Annotated in this window: 16 protein-coding genes; 11 read left to right on the top strand and 5 right to left on the bottom strand. The window is 54.6% G+C overall.

Annotated elements, in window-relative coordinates:
• From P8O11_RS01380 to P8O11_RS01370, 3 genes are all read left to right on the top strand, one after another.
• Positions 1-723, top strand: a 723-nt coding sequence (locus tag P8O11_RS01380; RefSeq protein ID WP_300290869.1) for a TIGR00282 family metallophosphoesterase, incomplete at its 5' end; no start/stop codon positions are given.
• On the top strand, positions 720-1616 hold the full coding sequence (locus P8O11_RS01375; RefSeq protein ID WP_300290867.1) for a DMT family transporter: 897 nt from the start codon (positions 720-722) through the stop codon (positions 1614-1616). The genes P8O11_RS01380 and P8O11_RS01375, both read left to right, overlap by 4 nt.
• A gap of 48 nt (positions 1617-1664) precedes the next feature.
• A complete protein-coding gene (locus P8O11_RS01370; protein WP_300290865.1) occupies positions 1665-3443 on the top strand; it encodes an SLC13 family permease in 1779 nt (592 codons plus the stop codon).
• A 103-nt stretch (positions 3444-3546) separates the two neighbouring features.
• On the opposite strand, the gene P8O11_RS01365 is transcribed toward P8O11_RS01370, so the two are convergent.
• Positions 3547-5319: an SLC13 family permease gene (locus P8O11_RS01365; protein ID WP_300290863.1), complete on the bottom strand. Its 1773-nt coding sequence runs from the start codon at positions 5317-5319 to the stop codon at positions 3547-3549.
• A gap of 189 nt (positions 5320-5508) precedes the next feature.
• Here P8O11_RS01365 and P8O11_RS01360 point away from each other — a divergent pair, with 189 nt between their 5' ends.
• A complete protein-coding gene (locus tag P8O11_RS01360; protein WP_089889809.1) occupies positions 5509-6258 on the top strand; it encodes a YebC/PmpR family DNA-binding transcriptional regulator in 750 nt (249 codons plus the stop codon).
• 28 nt (positions 6259-6286) lie between these two features.
• On the opposite strand, the gene P8O11_RS01355 is transcribed toward P8O11_RS01360, so the two are convergent.
• Complete coding sequence (locus P8O11_RS01355) at positions 6287-7216, bottom strand: LysR family transcriptional regulator ArgP (protein WP_300290859.1); 930 nt, start codon at positions 7214-7216, stop codon at positions 6287-6289.
• A 70-nt stretch (positions 7217-7286) separates the two neighbouring features.
• Between P8O11_RS01355 and P8O11_RS01350 the strand changes: the two genes are divergently transcribed.
• Both P8O11_RS01350 and P8O11_RS01345 read left to right on the top strand, forming a co-directional pair.
• Positions 7287-7880 (top strand): LysE/ArgO family amino acid transporter, encoded by a 594-nt coding sequence (locus P8O11_RS01350; RefSeq protein ID WP_300290857.1) that lies wholly within the window; start codon positions 7287-7289, stop codon positions 7878-7880.
• Positions 7881-7929: 49 nt separating this feature from the next.
• Positions 7930-8835, top strand: coding sequence for a DMT family transporter (locus P8O11_RS01345; protein WP_300290855.1), 906 nt, complete (start codon positions 7930-7932; stop codon positions 8833-8835).
• Positions 8836-8930: 95 nt separating this feature from the next.
• Here the strand turns inward: P8O11_RS01345 and choV are convergent, their stop codons facing one another.
• The 3 genes from choV to choX form a co-directional block, all read right to left on the bottom strand.
• A complete protein-coding gene (gene choV, locus P8O11_RS01340; protein ID WP_300290853.1) occupies positions 8931-9962 on the bottom strand; it encodes a choline ABC transporter ATP-binding protein in 1032 nt (343 codons plus the stop codon).
• Positions 9959-10816 carry a choline ABC transporter permease subunit gene (gene choW, locus P8O11_RS01335; RefSeq protein WP_300290852.1) on the bottom strand — a complete coding sequence of 286 codons (858 nt, stop codon included), beginning with the start codon at positions 10814-10816 and terminating at the stop codon, positions 9959-9961. The genes choV and choW overlap by 4 nt, the downstream gene beginning before the upstream one ends.
• 113 nt (positions 10817-10929) lie before the next feature.
• Positions 10930-11859, bottom strand: coding sequence for a choline ABC transporter substrate-binding protein (choX, locus tag P8O11_RS01330; protein WP_300290850.1), 930 nt, complete (start codon positions 11857-11859; stop codon positions 10930-10932).
• A 105-nt stretch (positions 11860-11964) separates the two neighbouring features.
• Between choX and betI the strand changes: the two genes are divergently transcribed.
• From betI to P8O11_RS01305, 5 genes are all read left to right on the top strand, one after another.
• Positions 11965-12537: a transcriptional regulator BetI gene (gene betI, locus P8O11_RS01325; protein WP_300290871.1), complete on the top strand. Its 573-nt coding sequence runs from the start codon at positions 11965-11967 to the stop codon at positions 12535-12537.
• Positions 12534-14042: a choline-sulfatase gene (betC, locus tag P8O11_RS01320; RefSeq protein WP_300290848.1), complete on the top strand. Its 1509-nt coding sequence runs from the start codon at positions 12534-12536 to the stop codon at positions 14040-14042. The genes betI and betC overlap by 4 nt, the downstream gene beginning before the upstream one ends.
• 2 nt (positions 14043-14044) lie before the next feature.
• Positions 14045-15703, top strand: coding sequence for a choline dehydrogenase (betA, locus tag P8O11_RS01315; RefSeq protein ID WP_300290845.1), 1659 nt, complete (start codon positions 14045-14047; stop codon positions 15701-15703).
• Between the two features lie 62 nt (positions 15704-15765).
• Positions 15766-16431 carry a thermonuclease family protein gene (locus tag P8O11_RS01310; protein WP_300290843.1) on the top strand — a complete coding sequence of 222 codons (666 nt, stop codon included), beginning with the start codon at positions 15766-15768 and terminating at the stop codon, positions 16429-16431.
• A gap of 121 nt (positions 16432-16552) precedes the next feature.
• Positions 16553-16789 (top strand): DUF465 domain-containing protein, encoded by a 237-nt coding sequence (locus P8O11_RS01305; protein WP_300290841.1) that lies wholly within the window; start codon positions 16553-16555, stop codon positions 16787-16789.
• Positions 16790-16837: the final 48 nt, after the last annotated feature.

The raw sequence follows: 16837 nt of genomic DNA, 5'->3' as shown, positions 1-16837 counted from the left end.
CTCGATTTTGTTGTGGTGAATGGCGAGAACGCCAGCAACGGCATGGGTTTGAGTGAAGAACATGCCAAGGCGCTCTTGGACGCGGGTGTGGATTGCCTGACACTAGGCGATCATGCGTTTGACCAAAAAGATATGTTACAATTTATTGGTCGTGAGCCCCGCATTCTGCGCCCGATAAATTTTGCAAAAGGCGCCCCCGGCGCCGGGGCGCGTGTCTTTCAGGACGGACGTGGCCGCAAGATTTTGGTGGCACAAGTCTTAGGGCAAGTCTTTATGAAACGGGCGTTTGAAGACCCATTTGGGCAGATCGAGACTGTGCTCAAAACCCATGTTCTGGGCGGCGCTGTGCAGGCGGCCATTGTCGATGTGCATTGCGAGGCCACATCTGAAAAAATGGCAATGGGCCACTACTGCGACGGGCGCGCGAGCCTTGTCGTGGGCACGCACACGCACGTGCCGACGGGGGATGCGCAGATTTTGCCCAAAGGCACGGCTTATCTCACTGATGCGGGCATGTGTGGAGACTATCTAAGCGTGATTGGCATGGAAAAAGCCGAGCCGATGCGCCGCTTTGTAACAGGTATGTCTAAGAGCCGCTTTACGCCTGCTACGGAAGAGGCCACGCTTTCGGGCGTATATGTTGAAACGGACGACCGGACTGGCAAGGCGCTCAAGGTGACGCCTGTGCGAATTGGTGGAAGACTTCAGGAGAGCGCGCCTTGAGCCGAAATTTGGGGCCAATGTTTGCACTCCTGATTATGGGGGCAGGCTGGGGGATCACCTCACCTTTATCAAAAATCGCTGTCTCGACAGGACATCAGCCGCTTGGACTGGTGTTTTGGCAGATGGTGATCGGCGCTGTTTTGCTTGGGGCGATTGTGTTCGTTCGTGGCGGACGGTTGGCGCTGGGGAGACGGCAGATTACACTTTATCTTGCCATCGCGTTTCTGGGTACGATCCTGCCCAATGCGGCCAGTTATCGCGCGGCAGCTCATTTGCCTGCTGGGGTTATGTCGATTGTGATCGCGATGGTGCCTATGTTTGCCTTTCCAATTGCGCTGGCGTTGGGACAGGACCGGTTCAGCATAGCACGGGTTGTCGGGCTGGGTCTTGGCCTTGGCGGTGTGGCGCTCCTTGTGGGGCCAGAGGCGAGCCTGCCGGACCGCGCGATGGTCGCATTTATACCGCTGGCTTTGATTGCGCCGTTTTTCTACGGGCTTGAGGGCAATTTTGTCGGAAAATTTGGTACGGCGGGCCTTGATCCAATTGAGGTTTTGTTTGGCGCATCTGTTTTCGGTGCGGTGTTGAGCTTCCCGCTTGCGCTTGGCTTTGGGCATTGGCTGAATCCACTGGGCGGCTTTGGCGCGCCTGAGAGCGCGCTTGTGCTCAGCTCAATTGTACATGCGTTAGTCTATGCGGGCTATGTCTGGCTTGTGGGGCGCGCAGGGGCTGTTTTTGCAGCACAGGTTTCTTGTCTTGTCACCATTTTCAGGGTCGGCTGGGCGATGTTGATCCTAGATGAGGCGTATTCAGGTTATATTTGGGGCGCTTTGGGATTGATGCTCCTGGGCATGTTCCTTGTGCAGCCACGCGACAGAGAAGAGCTTGCGGCTTAGGCGACAAGGCGTGACAATGGGTTAACGAGTGAACAGAGGCGCGACCTTATGGGTATTTTTGAACTGAACCAAACGATGCAGGCTGTGCTTACACTTTTGGTGGTACTGGGAATGTTTGCGCTCTTTGTGCGTGAAACTTACCCTGCCGAAGTTGTTGCAATTGCGGGAGCCGCTTTGATGCTGGTTCTTGGGCTGTTGCCATATGAAAACGCGCTTGAAGTCTTGGCGAACCCTGCGCCATGGACCATCGCAGCAATGTTTATTGTTATGGGTGCTCTCGTGCGGACAGGCGCTCTGCAGGCCTTTACGTCGGTGGCTGATAAGTTGGCGCTGACCAACCCTGCCTTGGCGATGGGGATGCTGATGGGGTTTGTTGTTTTGGCCTCAGCGGTTGTGTCAAATACGCCCGTTGTGGTTGTGATGATCCCTGTTTTCGTGCAGCTGGCCAAAACCATGGGCATGTCTGCGTCCAAGCTTTTGATCCCTTTGTCTTACGCTGCCATACTGGGCGGGACTCTGACACTCATTGGCACATCGACCAATCTTCTGGTGGATGGTGTCGCTCGCGCAGGTGGGCTTGAGGCATTCAGTATTTTTGAAGTTACGCCGTTGGGCATTGCTCTGGTCGTTTGGGGGATGGTGTATTTGCGCTTTATTGCGCCACTCCTCTTGCCTGAGCGCGATAGTATGGCGAGCTTGCTAAGCAACCGTTCAAAGATGAAATTTTTCACCGAGGCGGTTATCCCAGCAGAGAGCAACCTTATTGGCCGTGAGGTGAGCGGCGTGCAGCTCTTCAAGCGCGATGGGGTGCGCCTGATTGACGTGATCCGCGGTGATGCCTCGTTGCGTCGAAATCTTGCAGGAGTGAGTCTGCAGACAGGGGACCGAGTGGTTTTGCGCACCGAGATGACAGAGCTTCTTAGCTTACAGCGCAATAAAGAACTTAAGCGCGTTGATCAGGTGTCGGCGTTCGAGACAACCACTGTGGAGGTTTTGATCACGCCCGGGGCGAAGATGGTCGGGCGTCAGCTGGGCGCGATGCGTTTGCGTCGGCGCTATGGTGTGTATCCACTGGCAGTACATCGTCGCAACCAGAATATTGGTCGTCAGCTTGATGAGCTCATTGTGCGCGTTGGCGACACCCTTTTGCTAGAGGGTGCTCCTGATGATATTCACCGGCTGTCAGCGGATATGGATCTTGTTGAAGTAAACCGACCACAAGCCAAAGCCTTTCGTCGCGGCCATGCTCCGCTCGCCATCGGAGTTTTGATTGCCTTGGTTGCATTGGCAGGGTTTGGAGTTGCCCCGATCTTTTTGTTGGCAATCTTGGCTGTGGCTGTTGTGCTGTTGTCGAGGTGTATTGATGCGGATGAAGCCTTTTCTTTCGTAGATGGGCGATTACTCGCTTTGATTTTTGCGATGCTGGCTATTGGTGCCGCCTTGCAGGCAACTGGAGCGGTTGAAATGATTGTGCGTGGGATTGCGCCAATGCTGTCGGTCTTGCCACCGTTTCTAATTATTTGGGCAATCTATCTGCTCACCTCTGTTTTGACCGAGCTTGTAAGTAACAATGCAGTGGCTGTCGTCATCACGCCTGTGGCAATTGGAGTTGCTGATGCGCTCGGAATTGATGCGCGGCCTCTCGTCGTTGCCGTGATGGTAGCTGCAAGTGCCTCCTTCGCAACGCCAATTGGCTATCAGACCAATATGTTGGTTTATGGACCGGGGGGTTATAAGTTTACGGACTTTATGCGTGTGGGGATTCCGCTCAATCTCTCTGTGGGACTTTTGGCGTCTGCATTGATACCGCTATTGTGGCCGCTCTAAGTTCGTTCGAGTTTGGCCTTGTAAAGCCCGAACGTTGCGAGACGCTAGCCCCCCGCGTCGTCTTCGGGCATTGTTACAAAGAAGCTGCCTGAATGCACTTCCCCTAGAGAGGCCAGAACACAAGGATGAGTGGGATCGAAACGGTGACCACGATAATTTCCAATGGCAGCCCCATGCGCCAGTAGTCGCCAAAGCTGTAGCCCCCAGGACCAAGAATGAGCGTGTTGTTTTTATGGCCAATGGGCGTGAGGAAGGCTGAGCTGGCCGCAATGGCGACAGCCATGAGAAAAGGGTCTGGGGACACGTCGAGCGCTCGAGCCATTTCAATGCCGACGGGGGCTGCGACGATTGTTGTGGCCGTGTTGTTAAGCACATCCGACAGCGTCATGGTGACGAGCATCAGCACTGTCAGGATCGCCCAAGCTGGCATGGCATCGGTAAAGCCTAGAAGTGCACCTGCGAGGAGTTCAGTTCCGCCTGAGTTTTCGAGCGCTGCGCCGAGCGGGATCATAGAGCCCAGGAGGACGACGACAGGCCAGTTAATATGGTCATAGAGCTCTGTGAGCGGCAAAATTTTGAGTAGGATGTAAGCGACCACCACAATGCCAAGCGCGATCGGTAAGTAGACGAGCCCGACAGAGGCGGCAACGACAGCGGTTACGAAAAGTCCGATGGCGAGCCATGTTTTGCTATCTTGTGTGACAGCTAGACCACGATCTGCCAAAGGCAGTGCGCCAATCCAGTCTGTGACCTCAGTGCCAGTGCCCTTAGGGGCAAGCAGAAGTAAGATATCGCCTGCTTGCACTTGAGTTTTGCGGATCTGGCTTGTTATCTTATGACCAGCGCGCGAGATCCCCATGAGCACGGTTTGTTTGCGCCATGAGAGACCGATACTGAGCGCTGTTTTTCCCACTATCCGCGCTTCAGCGGTGACCACGACTTCCACGAGATCAAGGCCCTCGCCTGCTGCCTTGACTCTCTCTTCACGCTCTCGTTCAGCAAACGCTAGTCCCAAAGTTGCGCGGAATTCGTCCAACGCTTCGGGGGAGGCTTCTAGGACGAGGATATCACCGGATTGCAGGAGTGAGTTTCTTGCTGCGCCATAGCGCCGCTTGCCGCCGCGCATCAGGCCTAGAATTGCGACATCCGCGGCCTCAGCGGCGTCTTCAAGCTCACCAAGTCGTTTGCCGATCTGTTTTGATCCTTCGGGGATTGTGAGTTCGGCAATGTAGGCGGACATGTCGCTCACAGCTTTGAGCGCATCTTCACGATTGGGGATAAGCCGCCAGCCAATGAGCGCGACAAATATGAGGCCCGCTACAGCCGTTAGACCGCCGACAGGAGCGAAATCAAACATCGAGAAGGGCTCGCCAACTGCATCTTCGCGAATGGAGGCAATGATGATGTTGGGTGGCGTGCCGATGAGAGTGGCCATTCCGCCAAGGATGGTTGCGAAGCTAAGTGGCATAAGCGACAGGCCAGGAGCTCGGCCGGCTTTGCGGGCTGTCTGGATGTCGACAGGCATGAGCAGGGCGAGGGCGGCAACATTGTTCATAAAGCCCGAGAGCACACCACCGATTGTGCCCATAATGGCGATATGTGTGCCAAGAGAGCGTGTGCTGTCCACGAGTGTGCGTGTGATCAAATAGATCGCCCCTGAGCGAACGAGCCCTGCGGAAACCACGAGCACCAGCGCGACGACAATAGTCGCTGGGTGCCCGAAGCCATCAAATGCGTGCTTCGTCTCGACGACACCGAGTACGACTCCGAGCATGAGAGCCGCAAACGCTACGAGATCATAGCGCCAGCGGCCCCAGAGCAAGAGTGCAAAAACGCCAGCGAAGAGCGAGAAGAGAATGATTTGATCTTGTGTCATAAGGGTTTTCTAGCGCGGGCTGTGGGGGCCTTGCACGGGAAAAATACGATTTGTGCATCAACTTGTCCCGATGCTCTGTCTCCATGCTTGACCGCCTTTTCGGGTGCGGCACATCGGGAGTGGTTGAACACGACCGCCTCCATCACTTATAGAGGGCCAAACTGTAGATATCATGATCGGGAGCTTATCATGGCCGGCCACAGCAAATGGGCAAATATTCAACACCGCAAAGGGCGTCAGGACAAGCTGCGCTCCAAGCTTTTTTCCAAGCTTTCCAAAGAGATCACTGTTGCTGCCAAGATGGGTGACCCCGACCCAGAAAAGAACCCACGTTTGCGAATGGCCGTGAAAGAAGCCAAGGGACAGTCTATGCCCAAGGACAACATTGAGCGCGCGATCAAGAAGGCCGTGGGCGGCGAAGGCGAAGCCTATGAGGAAATCCGCTATGAGGGCTATGGCCCCAATGGCGTAGCGGTGATTGTCGAGACGATGACAGACAACCGCAACCGCACGGCCAGCAATGTACGCTCGCTCTTCACAAAATGCGGTGGCAATCTTGGTGAAACAGGCTCTGTAGGCTTCATGTTCGATCGTAAGGGCGCTGTGAGCTATGCGGCCTCTGTGGGCGACGCGGACACTGTCATGATGGCGGCGATCGAGGCGGGTGCTGAGGATGTGGAAAGTACAGACGAAGGGCATCTGATTTGGTGTGGCGATACGGACCTAAACGAAGTGTCGACGGCGCTTGAAGCCGAACTGGGCGAAAGCGAAAGTACCAAGCTGATCTGGCGGCCAAGCATCAGCACGGAGATGGGCCTTGAGGACATGCAAAAGCTTATGAAGCTCGTTGATGCTTTGGAAGATGATGACGACGTTCAGACTGTCACAACGAACTTTGAGGCTTCGGACGAGGTTATGTCGCAGCTCGGCGACGAGTAACGCGCCAGGCTGAAACTGAGGTGAGATATTATTGAAGTGGCGCTTGGGCTAGAGAGGCTCGAGCGCCTTTTTTTGCGTTCTGGCGCAGTTTGTCAGTGAGGCTTGAAAGAGCGGGTGCAAGGATACGACTGATTTGCCAATAGAGAGGATTATTGTGATGGCTTGCGGGCAAAATTTCCACCAATGTTCCATTTGCAAGGTGAGGTTCGACAAGACTCGCTGGGTTGAGCGCCCAGCCGAGGCCTGTGGAGGTGGCTTCTACAAAGACTGTGGTGGAAGGGATGAAATGTACTGGAGGATTTAGCCCCGCACCGAAATGTTGTCTGAGCCAGTTTGTCTGAAGATTGTCATTGGCTGAAAATCTCAGCATCGGAGCTTTGCAAAGAGTGGCGGGTGTGGGGCCTTCAGGCATCCACTGTCGTATGAATGCTGGCGAGGCTGTCGAAATATAGCGCATGCACCCGAGCGGGTAGGCGTTGCAGCCTCGCAGGGGACTGTCCTGTGTTGTCACCGCGGCCATAACTTCGCGACGACGCAGCCACTCGGCAGAGATGCTTTCGTCATCAACGAGCACCTCATATCGGAATGCACCGCTGCTATCGAGGGCTGTTGGTACCCATGTTGCGAGGCTGTCTGCATTGACTGCAATAACCACAGGCTTAAGGGCTTGTGAGGCGTGCGCGCCCTGTCTGAGTTCGCGGGATAACTCTGCCTCCATCAGGGTGACGCTATTGGCGTGTGCAGCGAGCCTCAGGCCGGCAGCCGTCCCGCGGCAGGGCGTGGATCGCTGGACTAATATGCTGCCGAAGTTGTCTTCGAGCGCCTTGAGGCGCTGTGAGATTGCGGATTGGGTGACACCAAGAGCGTCGGCGGCAGCTTCAAAACTGCCAAGTCGAAGAATTTCAGTGAGAGCTGTGAGTTGTTTTGGATCAAACTTCAATAATATTTCTAATACCATTCCTAATTCGTTAATTTGTATTACCGTATCGTTCACGCTAACCCTAAGAAAAAATTAGGGACATTTTTCAATGCAAGCTGCCATCGCGGGATTTGCCCTCGGATTTTCACTTATTGTCGCGATCGGCGCTCAGAATGCTTTTGTCCTGCGTCAGGGGATCAAAAGAGAGCATGTTTTCGTGACCTGCCTTACCTGTGCGCTCTCTGATGCCGTGTTGATTGCGGCGGGTGTGGCTGGGTTTGGCTCGCTCGCTGAGGTCGTACCATGGCTTGAACCGTTGATGCGCTACGGTGGCGCCATGTTTCTCTTCTGGTATGGAGCTTCAAATTTCCGATCGGCGTGGCAAGGCGCTAGCGTGCTGCGAACAGAGGGGGCCGTCAAAGGCTCTTTGAAGGGCGTTTTGGCGACGGTCCTTTTGCTAACTTGGCTCAACCCACATGTTTATCTTGATACTGTTGTGCTTCTCGGCTCCATCAGCGCAGGTTGGGACGATAAGCTAAGTTTTTCTATGGGGGCGATGAGCGCCAGCTTTGTTTTCTTCTTTTCGTTTGGGTATGGCGCGCGCTACCTCGCACCTCTCTTTGAACAGCCAAGGGCGTGGCAAGCGCTGGATGCGATGATCGGACTCATCATGTGGGCAATTGCGGCCAAGCTTCTCTTCTAACTTCGCTTTTGAGCTTGAAGCGGTCTGCGCAACATGGCTTCATTAACAAATGAATGATCTTCAGACATATCGCCCTGTGAAAAGTGTTTTCTGGATGTTTGTTACAGGGCTTCTATTCGTCGCTGTGACGGCTCTCGTGAAATACAATGGCACGCGCATTCCTGCGACAGAATCGGCTTTTTTGCGCTATTCGATGGGATTGGTGTTTCTGTTGCCAATGATCAATGCGATGCGCCAGAGCCAGCTCACGATACGCCAGCACAAGCTCTTTTGGCTTCGCGGAATCGCCCATACGGGAGGTGTTTCCCTTTGGTTTTACGCGATGGCGCGGATCCCGATCGCAGATGTGACTGCGATGAACTATCTGACGCCGATCTATGTCACGCTCGGCGCGGCGCTTTTCTTGGGGGAAAAGCTGGCGCTGCGTCGGATCTTGGCTGTGGTGGCGGCGCTCGTGGGCGCGCTGATCATTTTGCGGCCTGGCTTTCGAGAAGTGGGAATGGGGCATCTTGCGATGCTTTTCGCAGCGGTTTTCTTTGCAACCTCCTATCTTGTGGCAAAGCTTATGTCTGATGAAACCAACCCTGCGATAGTGGTGACGATGTTGTCTATCACAGTGACTATCGGGCTTGCACCGCTTGCGCTTGCAAATTGGGTGACGCCGACAGGGAGCGAGCTCGTGGTGTTGTTTGCTGTCGCAGCTTTGGCAACTGCTGGACACTATACGATGTCGATGGCTTTTGCAGCGGCGCCCGTGACTGTCACCCAGCCTGTGAGCTTTTTACAGTTGGTCTGGGCAGTTTTACTCGGGGCTGTTGTTTTTGGTGAAGGGGTCGACCCTTGGGTTGTGATTGGTGGCTTGGTGATTATTGGCTCGATTGCTTTTATCACGATGCGTGAAGCGGTCATGAAGCGTAAGATAAGAACACCCGCGGTGCCCGCGCCCAAGTTTTGATCTAAGGGGGCACCCGTGCTCTGGTTCGCTGGGAGAGGAGTGAGAGGCTTCCAACACCCCCCGATAATTAGGGTAAGGAAAAGAAGTGGCGAGGCCTATGCTTTTGGCGCGATGAGGCGTTTGAGCAGGGCGGTCTTTGTGATCTCGCCGATGGCCTCTCTGTTGTGCATGACTTTGATAGGCGCCTCGCTGTCTTGGAAATGCGGCATGAGGGCTACAAGCTTTTCGCTTGCGTCTATCTCTCCGGTCGCGTCACCGGTAAGTGGCGCTATGACATCACGAGCTGTAAGCACTCCAAGCGGGTTCATATGCGCGACAAAATCGGCAACATAGGCATTTGCAGGCTTCGTATATATTTCTTGCGGTGTGCCACATTGGACGATCCTGCCACCCTCCATGATCGCAATACGCCCACCGATTTTGAAGGCTTCATCAAGGTCGTGGCTCACAAAGATGATCGTTCGACCAAGGCGGGCTTGCAGCTCAAGAAGTTCATCTTGGAGGCGGGTGCGAATGAGCGGATCGAGAGCTGAAAAGGGCTCATCCATCAATAGGATTGGCGCATCTGTGGCAAAGGCGCGAGCAAGTCCGACGCGCTGTTGCATACCGCCCGAAAGCTCGGAGACTTTGTGATTGGCCCAGTCAGAAAGGCCTACAAGCGCCAGTTGCTTTGCTACGATGTCTGCGCGGCTTTGATGGCTCATGCCACCAAGCTCAAGGCCGAGGCCAACATTCTCGGCAACGCTGCGCCAAGGAAGAAGGCCAAAACTCTGAAAAACCATAGAGATTTGAGTGAGCCGCAGCTCGCGCAGGTCTTGTGAGCAGGCTTGCGTGACGGATTGCATGCCCTTGGATGTGCAGACTTGTACCTCGCCGCGCACAACTGGGTTGAGGCCGTTTACAGAGCGCAGAAGCGTTGATTTGCCTGAGCCAGATAGTCCCATAAGCACCAAGATTTCGCCTTGCTTCACATCGAGAGAGCAATTGTGCACGCCAAGAATTTGCCCTGTATGCTCTTGTATTTCCGCACGGTTTTGACCTGCATCCATCAGCGGGAGGGCTTTTGCAGGCGCTTGCCCAAAGACGATCGAGACGTTTTGAAAGCTCACTGCGATATCTTGGGTCATGTGGGCGTCTCCACGCGAAGCATTCGATCCAGTGCGATGGCGACGGCAACGATGACAAGACCACTTTCAAAGCCAAGGCCTGCGTTGACGGTATTTAGCGCGCGCACCACAGGCACGCCGAGGCCGTCCGCGCCGACGAGGGCGGCGATTACGACCATTGAGAGCGAGAGCATGATGGTCTGGTTGAGGCCCGCCATGATCTGAGGCAGGGCAGACGGAAGCTCAACCTTCCAGAGAAGCTGGCGGGGGGTAGCACCGAAAGCACGTGCCGCCTCAATCAGTGTCACGGGGGTGCGGGATATGCCGAGGTGCGTGAGTCTGATGGGGGCGGGGAGGACAAAAATAAACGTTGCTACGAGCCCTGGGACCATACCGATGCCAAAGAGAACGATCATCGGGATAAGATAGACAAACGTTGGGATCGTTTGCATCATGTCGAGGACTGGCAAAAGCGCCTTGTATACCCGCGGGCGGTGCGCAGCGAATATCCCGATAGGGACGCCAACGCCCATGCAGAACAGGCCTGCAAAAAAGATTAGTGCGAGGCTTTCTGTTGTTTCTTCCCAGTAGCCCTGATTGATCACAAAGCCAAAGCAGAGTGCGACCAAAATGGTACGTCCCTTTGAGCGCTGCAGTACCCATGTCAGCGTCGCGAAGAGCGCCACCATAACATAGGGGTGCGGAAACTGTAGCACGTTGAGCAGCGCGTCAATTATTGTGCTTAGGAGCGTTTCGAGGAGATCAAAGGCATCTCCGAAATTATCGATCAACCAGTCGAATCCGGCTGCGATGAGTTTGCCGACTTCAAGCTTTCCGTCGTCTCTGACAAGGGCTGCGAGCCACGATGATTGCATGAAGTCGCTTTCTGTTGGTGCTCGCCCCTGAGGGGGCTATGCGCTGAAGAATAGGCTGAGGATAGGTTTGACTTGGAGTTAAGTGTGGCGGGGTTGGCCCCGCCACACCGAGCTTAGAGACCGAGAGCCGATTTAAGGGCTGCTGCGGCATCGCCGCCGTCTTTTGTAGTGACGCCTTCAATCCACCCCATCGCCAAATCAGGGTTGGCTTTGAGCCATGAGGCTGCTGCTTCTTTCGGGTCGGTGCCGTCGTTGAGGATAGCGCCCATGATTTGGTTCTCCATGGCCAATGTGAACTTGAGGTTGCTGAGCAGCGCTCCCACATTGGCGCATTCCGTGACATAGCCTGCGCGGGTGTTGGTATAGATAGTTGCGCCTCCTAGGTCAGGCCCGAAGAAGTCATCGCCACCGGTGAGATAGCCCATCTCAAAGTTGGCGTTCATAGGGTGGGGTTCCCAGCCGAGGAAGATGATTGGCTCGCCCTTTTTGGTCGCGCGCTCTACTTGTGACAGCATGCCTTGCTCTGAGCTTTCTGCAACTTCAAAGCCTGAGAGGCTGAAAGCATCACTATCAATCATAGTCTGGATCAGGCGGTTTCCATCATTGCCTGGCTCGATACCGTAGATTTTGCCGTCCAAGTGCTCGGCGTGTTGCGCAATGTCGGCAAAGTCTTTGATGCCCATGTCCATTGCGGCTTTGTTGACGGCGAGTGTGTACTTCGCGCCTTCGAGATTCTCGCGCACGGTGTCGACGGTGCCGGCCTCACGGTAAGGTGCGATATCAGCCTCCATTGTGGGCATCCAGTTGCCGAGGAAGACGTCGATGTCGCCCTGTGCCATAGCCGTGTAGGTCACTGGTACTGAGAGGATTTTGGTATCTGTTTCATAACCCAGAGCTTCGAGCACTGTGGTTGTGGCCGCTGTTGTCGCGGTGATGTCTGTCCAGCCGACATCGGAGAAAGTGACTTTGTCACATTGGTCTTCAGCCATGGCAGATGTGGCAGCGAAAAGCGCAAGCGCGGATAGGGAATATTTCAGGTTCATACTCAAACTCCTATGGGTGACGTTTTTATTGATTGACGCGTCAATAAAAACAAAACAATCTCAGCATAGCAAACCTTTTGGAGTGTAATTGTGCCGAAACTTGGAATGGAGCCTATTCGAAGACAGGCTCTGGTAAAAGCCACTATTGCCGAAATCGGCCAACACGGCACGCTTGATGTTACCGTGAGCCAGATTGCAAGGCGAGCGGGTATGTCGAGCGCTTTGGCACATCACTATTTTGGAGGCAAAGAGCAGATACTCGTCGCTGCGATGAGGTATACTATGGGTGTTTATGCTGCTGAGGTGCGCGGAGCGCTCGCCATGGCGGATACGCCTGCGGAGCGGGTTGAGGCGATAATACGTGCGTCGTTTTCAAGCCGCAATTTTCGCATTGAAACCGTTGCGGCGTGGATGAACTTCTATGTTTTGGCACAAGTGTCGCCTGAGGCCAAGCGGCTGCTAAATGTCTATCACCGTCGCCTGCGTTCCAATTTGGCTCATGGATTGCGTCCACTGGTCAAGACGCGCGCTGAGATGGTCGCCAGCCGCGTCGCGGCTTTGATTGATGGCGTGTATTTGAGGCAATCTCTCGGTGAAGCAGCGCCAAACGGCGCGCAAGCGCTTGAACAGATCATGGGATATGTCCAGCTTGAGCTAGACCAAAGGGAGCAAAAATGAGCAAGCCCAACATTTTGATCTTAATGGTTGATCAACTTAACGGCACATTTTTTCCTGATGGGCCTGCGGATTGGTTGCATGTGCCCAACCTTAAGAAACTGGCCGCCCGCTCTACCCGTTTTAAAAACGCGTATACTGCCAGCCCGCTTTGTGCTCCAGGGCGCGCGGCGTTTATGTCGGGTCAGCTCCCTAGTGCGACGGGAGTATATGACAACGCAGCTGAATTTGCCTCCAGCATTCCGACATATGCTCACCATTTACGCCGTGCGGGATATCAGACGTGCCTCTCAGGTAAGATGCATTTTGTCGGACCGGACCAGCTGCATGGCTTTGAAGAGCGCATGACCACAGATATTTATCCACCCGATTTTGGCTGGACACCTGACTATCGCAAACCAGGTGAGCGGATTGATTGGTGGTATCATAACATGGGCAGCGTAACTGGTGCTGGTGTGGCAGAGATCACCAATCAGCTCGAATATGACGATGAGGTGGCCTATCATGCCACGCGAAAGATATATGACTATGGGCGCGGCCTGGATACGCGGCCATGGTGTATCACAGTGAGCTTTACCCACCCGCATGATCCCTATGTGGCACGAAAGAAATACTGGGATTTGTATGAGGATTGCGAGCATCTTCTGCCTGAAGTTCCGGCGATGGACTATGAAGAGCACGATGCCCACAGCAAGCGCATTTTTGATGCCAATGACTGGCGATCTTTTAACATCACAGAAGAAGATATCCGCCGCTCGCGGCGCGCATATTTTGCCAATATTTCTTACCTTGATGACAAGGTGGGCGAAATTCTGAAGGCTCTTGAGAGCACGCGACAAGAGGCGACGATCCTGTTTGTCTCTGATCATGGCGATATGCTCGGCGAGCGCGGATTGTGGTTTAAGATGAGTTTCCTTGAAGGCTCTGCACGTGTGCCGATGATGATTGCAGCGCCGCAGATGGAGGCTGGGCTGGTTGAGACGCCAGTGAGCAATATTGATGTATGCCCGACGCTTTGTGACCTTGCCGGTGTGAGTATGGTCGAAGTCATGCCGTGGACGACAGGCGAAAGCCTCGTGAAGCTGGGGCAGGGCGGGGTGCGCACAAGCCCGGTGGCCATGGAATATGCTGCCGAGGCGAGCTATTCGCCGCTGATTTGCCTTCGGCATGGGCGCTGGAAGTACACCAACTGCGCGCTCGATCCAGAGCAGCTTTTTGACATGGAGGCAGATCCTCACGAGCACAACAATCTCTTAGAAACTGTCGAGCATGCTGAGGTGCTTGAACGTTTCAGAATGATGGCAGCAGAGCGGTGGGACTTGGAAGAGTTTGACGCTGATGTACGCCAAAGTCAGGCCCGTCGCTGGGTCGTTTATGAGGCGCTACGCGAAGGCGGATATTTTCCGTGGGATTATCAGCCGCTTCAGAAGGCAAGTGAGCGCTATATGCGCAACCATATGGATTTGAACGTCCTTGAAGAAAATCAACGGTTTCCAAGAGGCGAATAACCATGCAAGCAGATTATGTGATTGTGGGCGCGGGCTCGGCAGGCTGCGCAATGGCCTACCGTTTATCGGAAGCAGGACGTTCTGTTATTGTCATTGAGCACGGCGGAACGGACGCTGGTCCGCTCATCCAGATGCCAGCGGCATTGAGCTATCCGATGAATATGACGCGCTATGACTGGGGCTATATGACAGAGCCAGAGCCACATCTTGGCGGACGGCGTTTGGTTGCGCCGCGTGGCAAGGTGATTGGCGGGTCAAGCTCAATCAACGGGATGGTCTATGTGCGCGGTCATGCGCGCGACTTTGACCACTGGCGCGACAGCGGGGCAGAGGGCTGGGGGTATGCGGACATCCTGCCTTATTACAAACGAATGGAGAGCTGGGACGATGGGGGCCATGGTGGCGATCCTGCTTGGCGCGGCACCGATGGACCGATGCATGTGAGCCGTGGGCCTCGCAAAAATCCATTGTTTCATGCGTTTGTCGAGGCGGGCCGGCAGGCCGGGTACCCTGTGACCTCGGACTATAACGGCGAGCAACAGGAGGGCTTTGGCGCGTTTGAGCAAACGGTGCACAAGGGACGGCGTTGGTCGGCGGCGAACGCATATCTCAAGCCTGCTTTGAAGCGCGAGAATTGCACGATAGTAAGAGGCCTAGCCGAAAAGATCGTGATTAAGGACGGGCGCGCCACTGGGGTTCAGCTGAAGCGAGGCGGAAAGAGCGAAGTGATTGGCGCGCGCGCGGAAGTGATCATCGCTGCGAGCGCGTTTAACTCACCAAAGCTCTTGATGCTCTCAGGTATCGGGCCTGCGGCGCATTTAGCTGAGCACGGGATCGATGTTGTTGCTGACCGTCAGGGCGTGGGTCAAAATTTGCAGGACCACTTGGAAATGTACATCCAATATGCGTCTAAGTTGCCTCTTACGCTCTACAAACATTGGAACCTGTTCTCCAAGGCATTGATCGGGGCACAGTGGCTCTTTACAAAAACGGGCCTTGGCGCCTCAAATAATTTTGAAAGCTGTGCGTTTATCCGCTCGCAAGCTGGCGTGGAGTACCCTGACATTCAGTATCATTTCCTGCCCATTGCTGTGCGCTATGATGGCAAGACGGCTGCGGAAGGGCATGGATTTCAGGCCCATACGGGACCGATGCGATCCACTTCGCGGGGGGCTGTAACGCTCAAAAGTGCTGACCCGTCTGAAGCGCCCCGCATCTTGTTTAATTATATGAGCCAAGAGAAAGACTGGGAGGATTTCAGGCGTTGTGTCCGCCTGACACGTGAGATTTTCGCGCAGGAAGCTTTTGCGCCTTACGTAAAGCACGAAATCCAGCCGGGGGCGAGCGCCCAGAGTGATGATGAGCTGAATGATGTGATCCGCGAGCACGCGGAAAGCGCCTATCATCCTTGTGGGACCTGCAAGATGGGCCGCGTCGATGATACGATGGCTGTAGTTGATCCTCACTGCCGAGTGATTGGCGTTGAAGGATTGCGAGTGGCAGACAGTTCGATTTTTCCAAGAATTACAAATGGCAACTTGAATGGCCCGTCGGTTATGACGGGCGAAAAAGCGAGCGATCATATTCTCGGACGCGCGCCCTTGGCTGCAGCAAATGAAGCCCCGTGGGTCAACCCTGACTGGAAAACGCAGCAGCGTTAGTCGTCAGTCTGTTTTGGATTGAACTACCGCGCGCCTCGGCGCATTTTAAATAGATGTTAAGAATGGTTAACTCGCGCTCACTGGCCTTGTGCTTGCTCCTGTTTTCTCTGGCCAGCCAGAGCGCTGCAGATATTATCGGGCGTATCCAGGTGGTTGATGGTGATACGATCCGAGTGTCGGGGCAAGTGATACGTCTTTTTGGTGTGGATGCGCCTGAAGCGAAGCAGACTTGTCAGACTTCGGAGGGCCTCCATTGGTCCTGTGGCGCATGGGTCAGTGACGTTTTGCGCAATGCTTTTGACGGTCAAGAAGCGCGCTGTGTCGAGGTGGAACAGGATCGATATGGGCGCAGTATGGCGCGCTGTGAGGTTGCGGGTGTTGATCTCGGACGCTGGCTCGTGCAGCGAGGTTTGGCCTTTGCCTATCGCAAATACTCAATGGATTACGACCTTGATGAAAAACGCGCTGCTGTAAACGACCGGGGGCTGCATGCGAGCCGTGTGGAGAACCCTGCGCGCTTCAGGTCGGCGGGCGCACAGCGCGCGCAGAAAGCCCCAGACTTCGGCTGCCAGATCAAAGGCAACATTTCTTCCAAAGGGGTGCGGATTTACCATCTGCAAGGGCAAGAACAGTATGAGCGCACACGCATTAGCACGCTTAAGGGCGAACGATGGTTTTGTTCTGAGGCAGAGGCCAAAGCAGCGGGTTGGCGGCGAGCAAGGCACTAGGGCTGTTGTGCACATTTGACCCGTAAAAAAGATCATCCGGTTCGTCTTTATTGATCACGATCAAAGTGCCTCTCCCGCGCGCGTTCTAGCCTGCCTTCTGACACAGGAACAGGAGACCGAAATGTCGAATACACCCCATGAGCTGCACGAAGAATTCCCTGAATTTGCAGCTAAGATGACCGAGATGAAATCTGTTAACGCGCATTTTGCCAAACTTGCGGAAGAATATCACGAAGTGAATCGCGCTGTGTATCGCGCGGAGACAAATGTTGAACCAACTGATCAGTTCAATGAGGAAGCATTGCGCAAGACTCGTGCATCCTTGAAAGACGAAATTTACAAGATGTTGTCGGCCTAAGCGGCAAAGAGGAAAGACAAAAGGGGCGGTGGATTTGGTTTGCCGCCC

The organism is Lentibacter sp., assembly GCF_029254145.1.
GTDB lineage: Bacteria > Pseudomonadota > Alphaproteobacteria > Rhodobacterales > Rhodobacteraceae > Lentibacter.
This window is presented reverse-complemented; position numbering and strand designations above follow the sequence as displayed.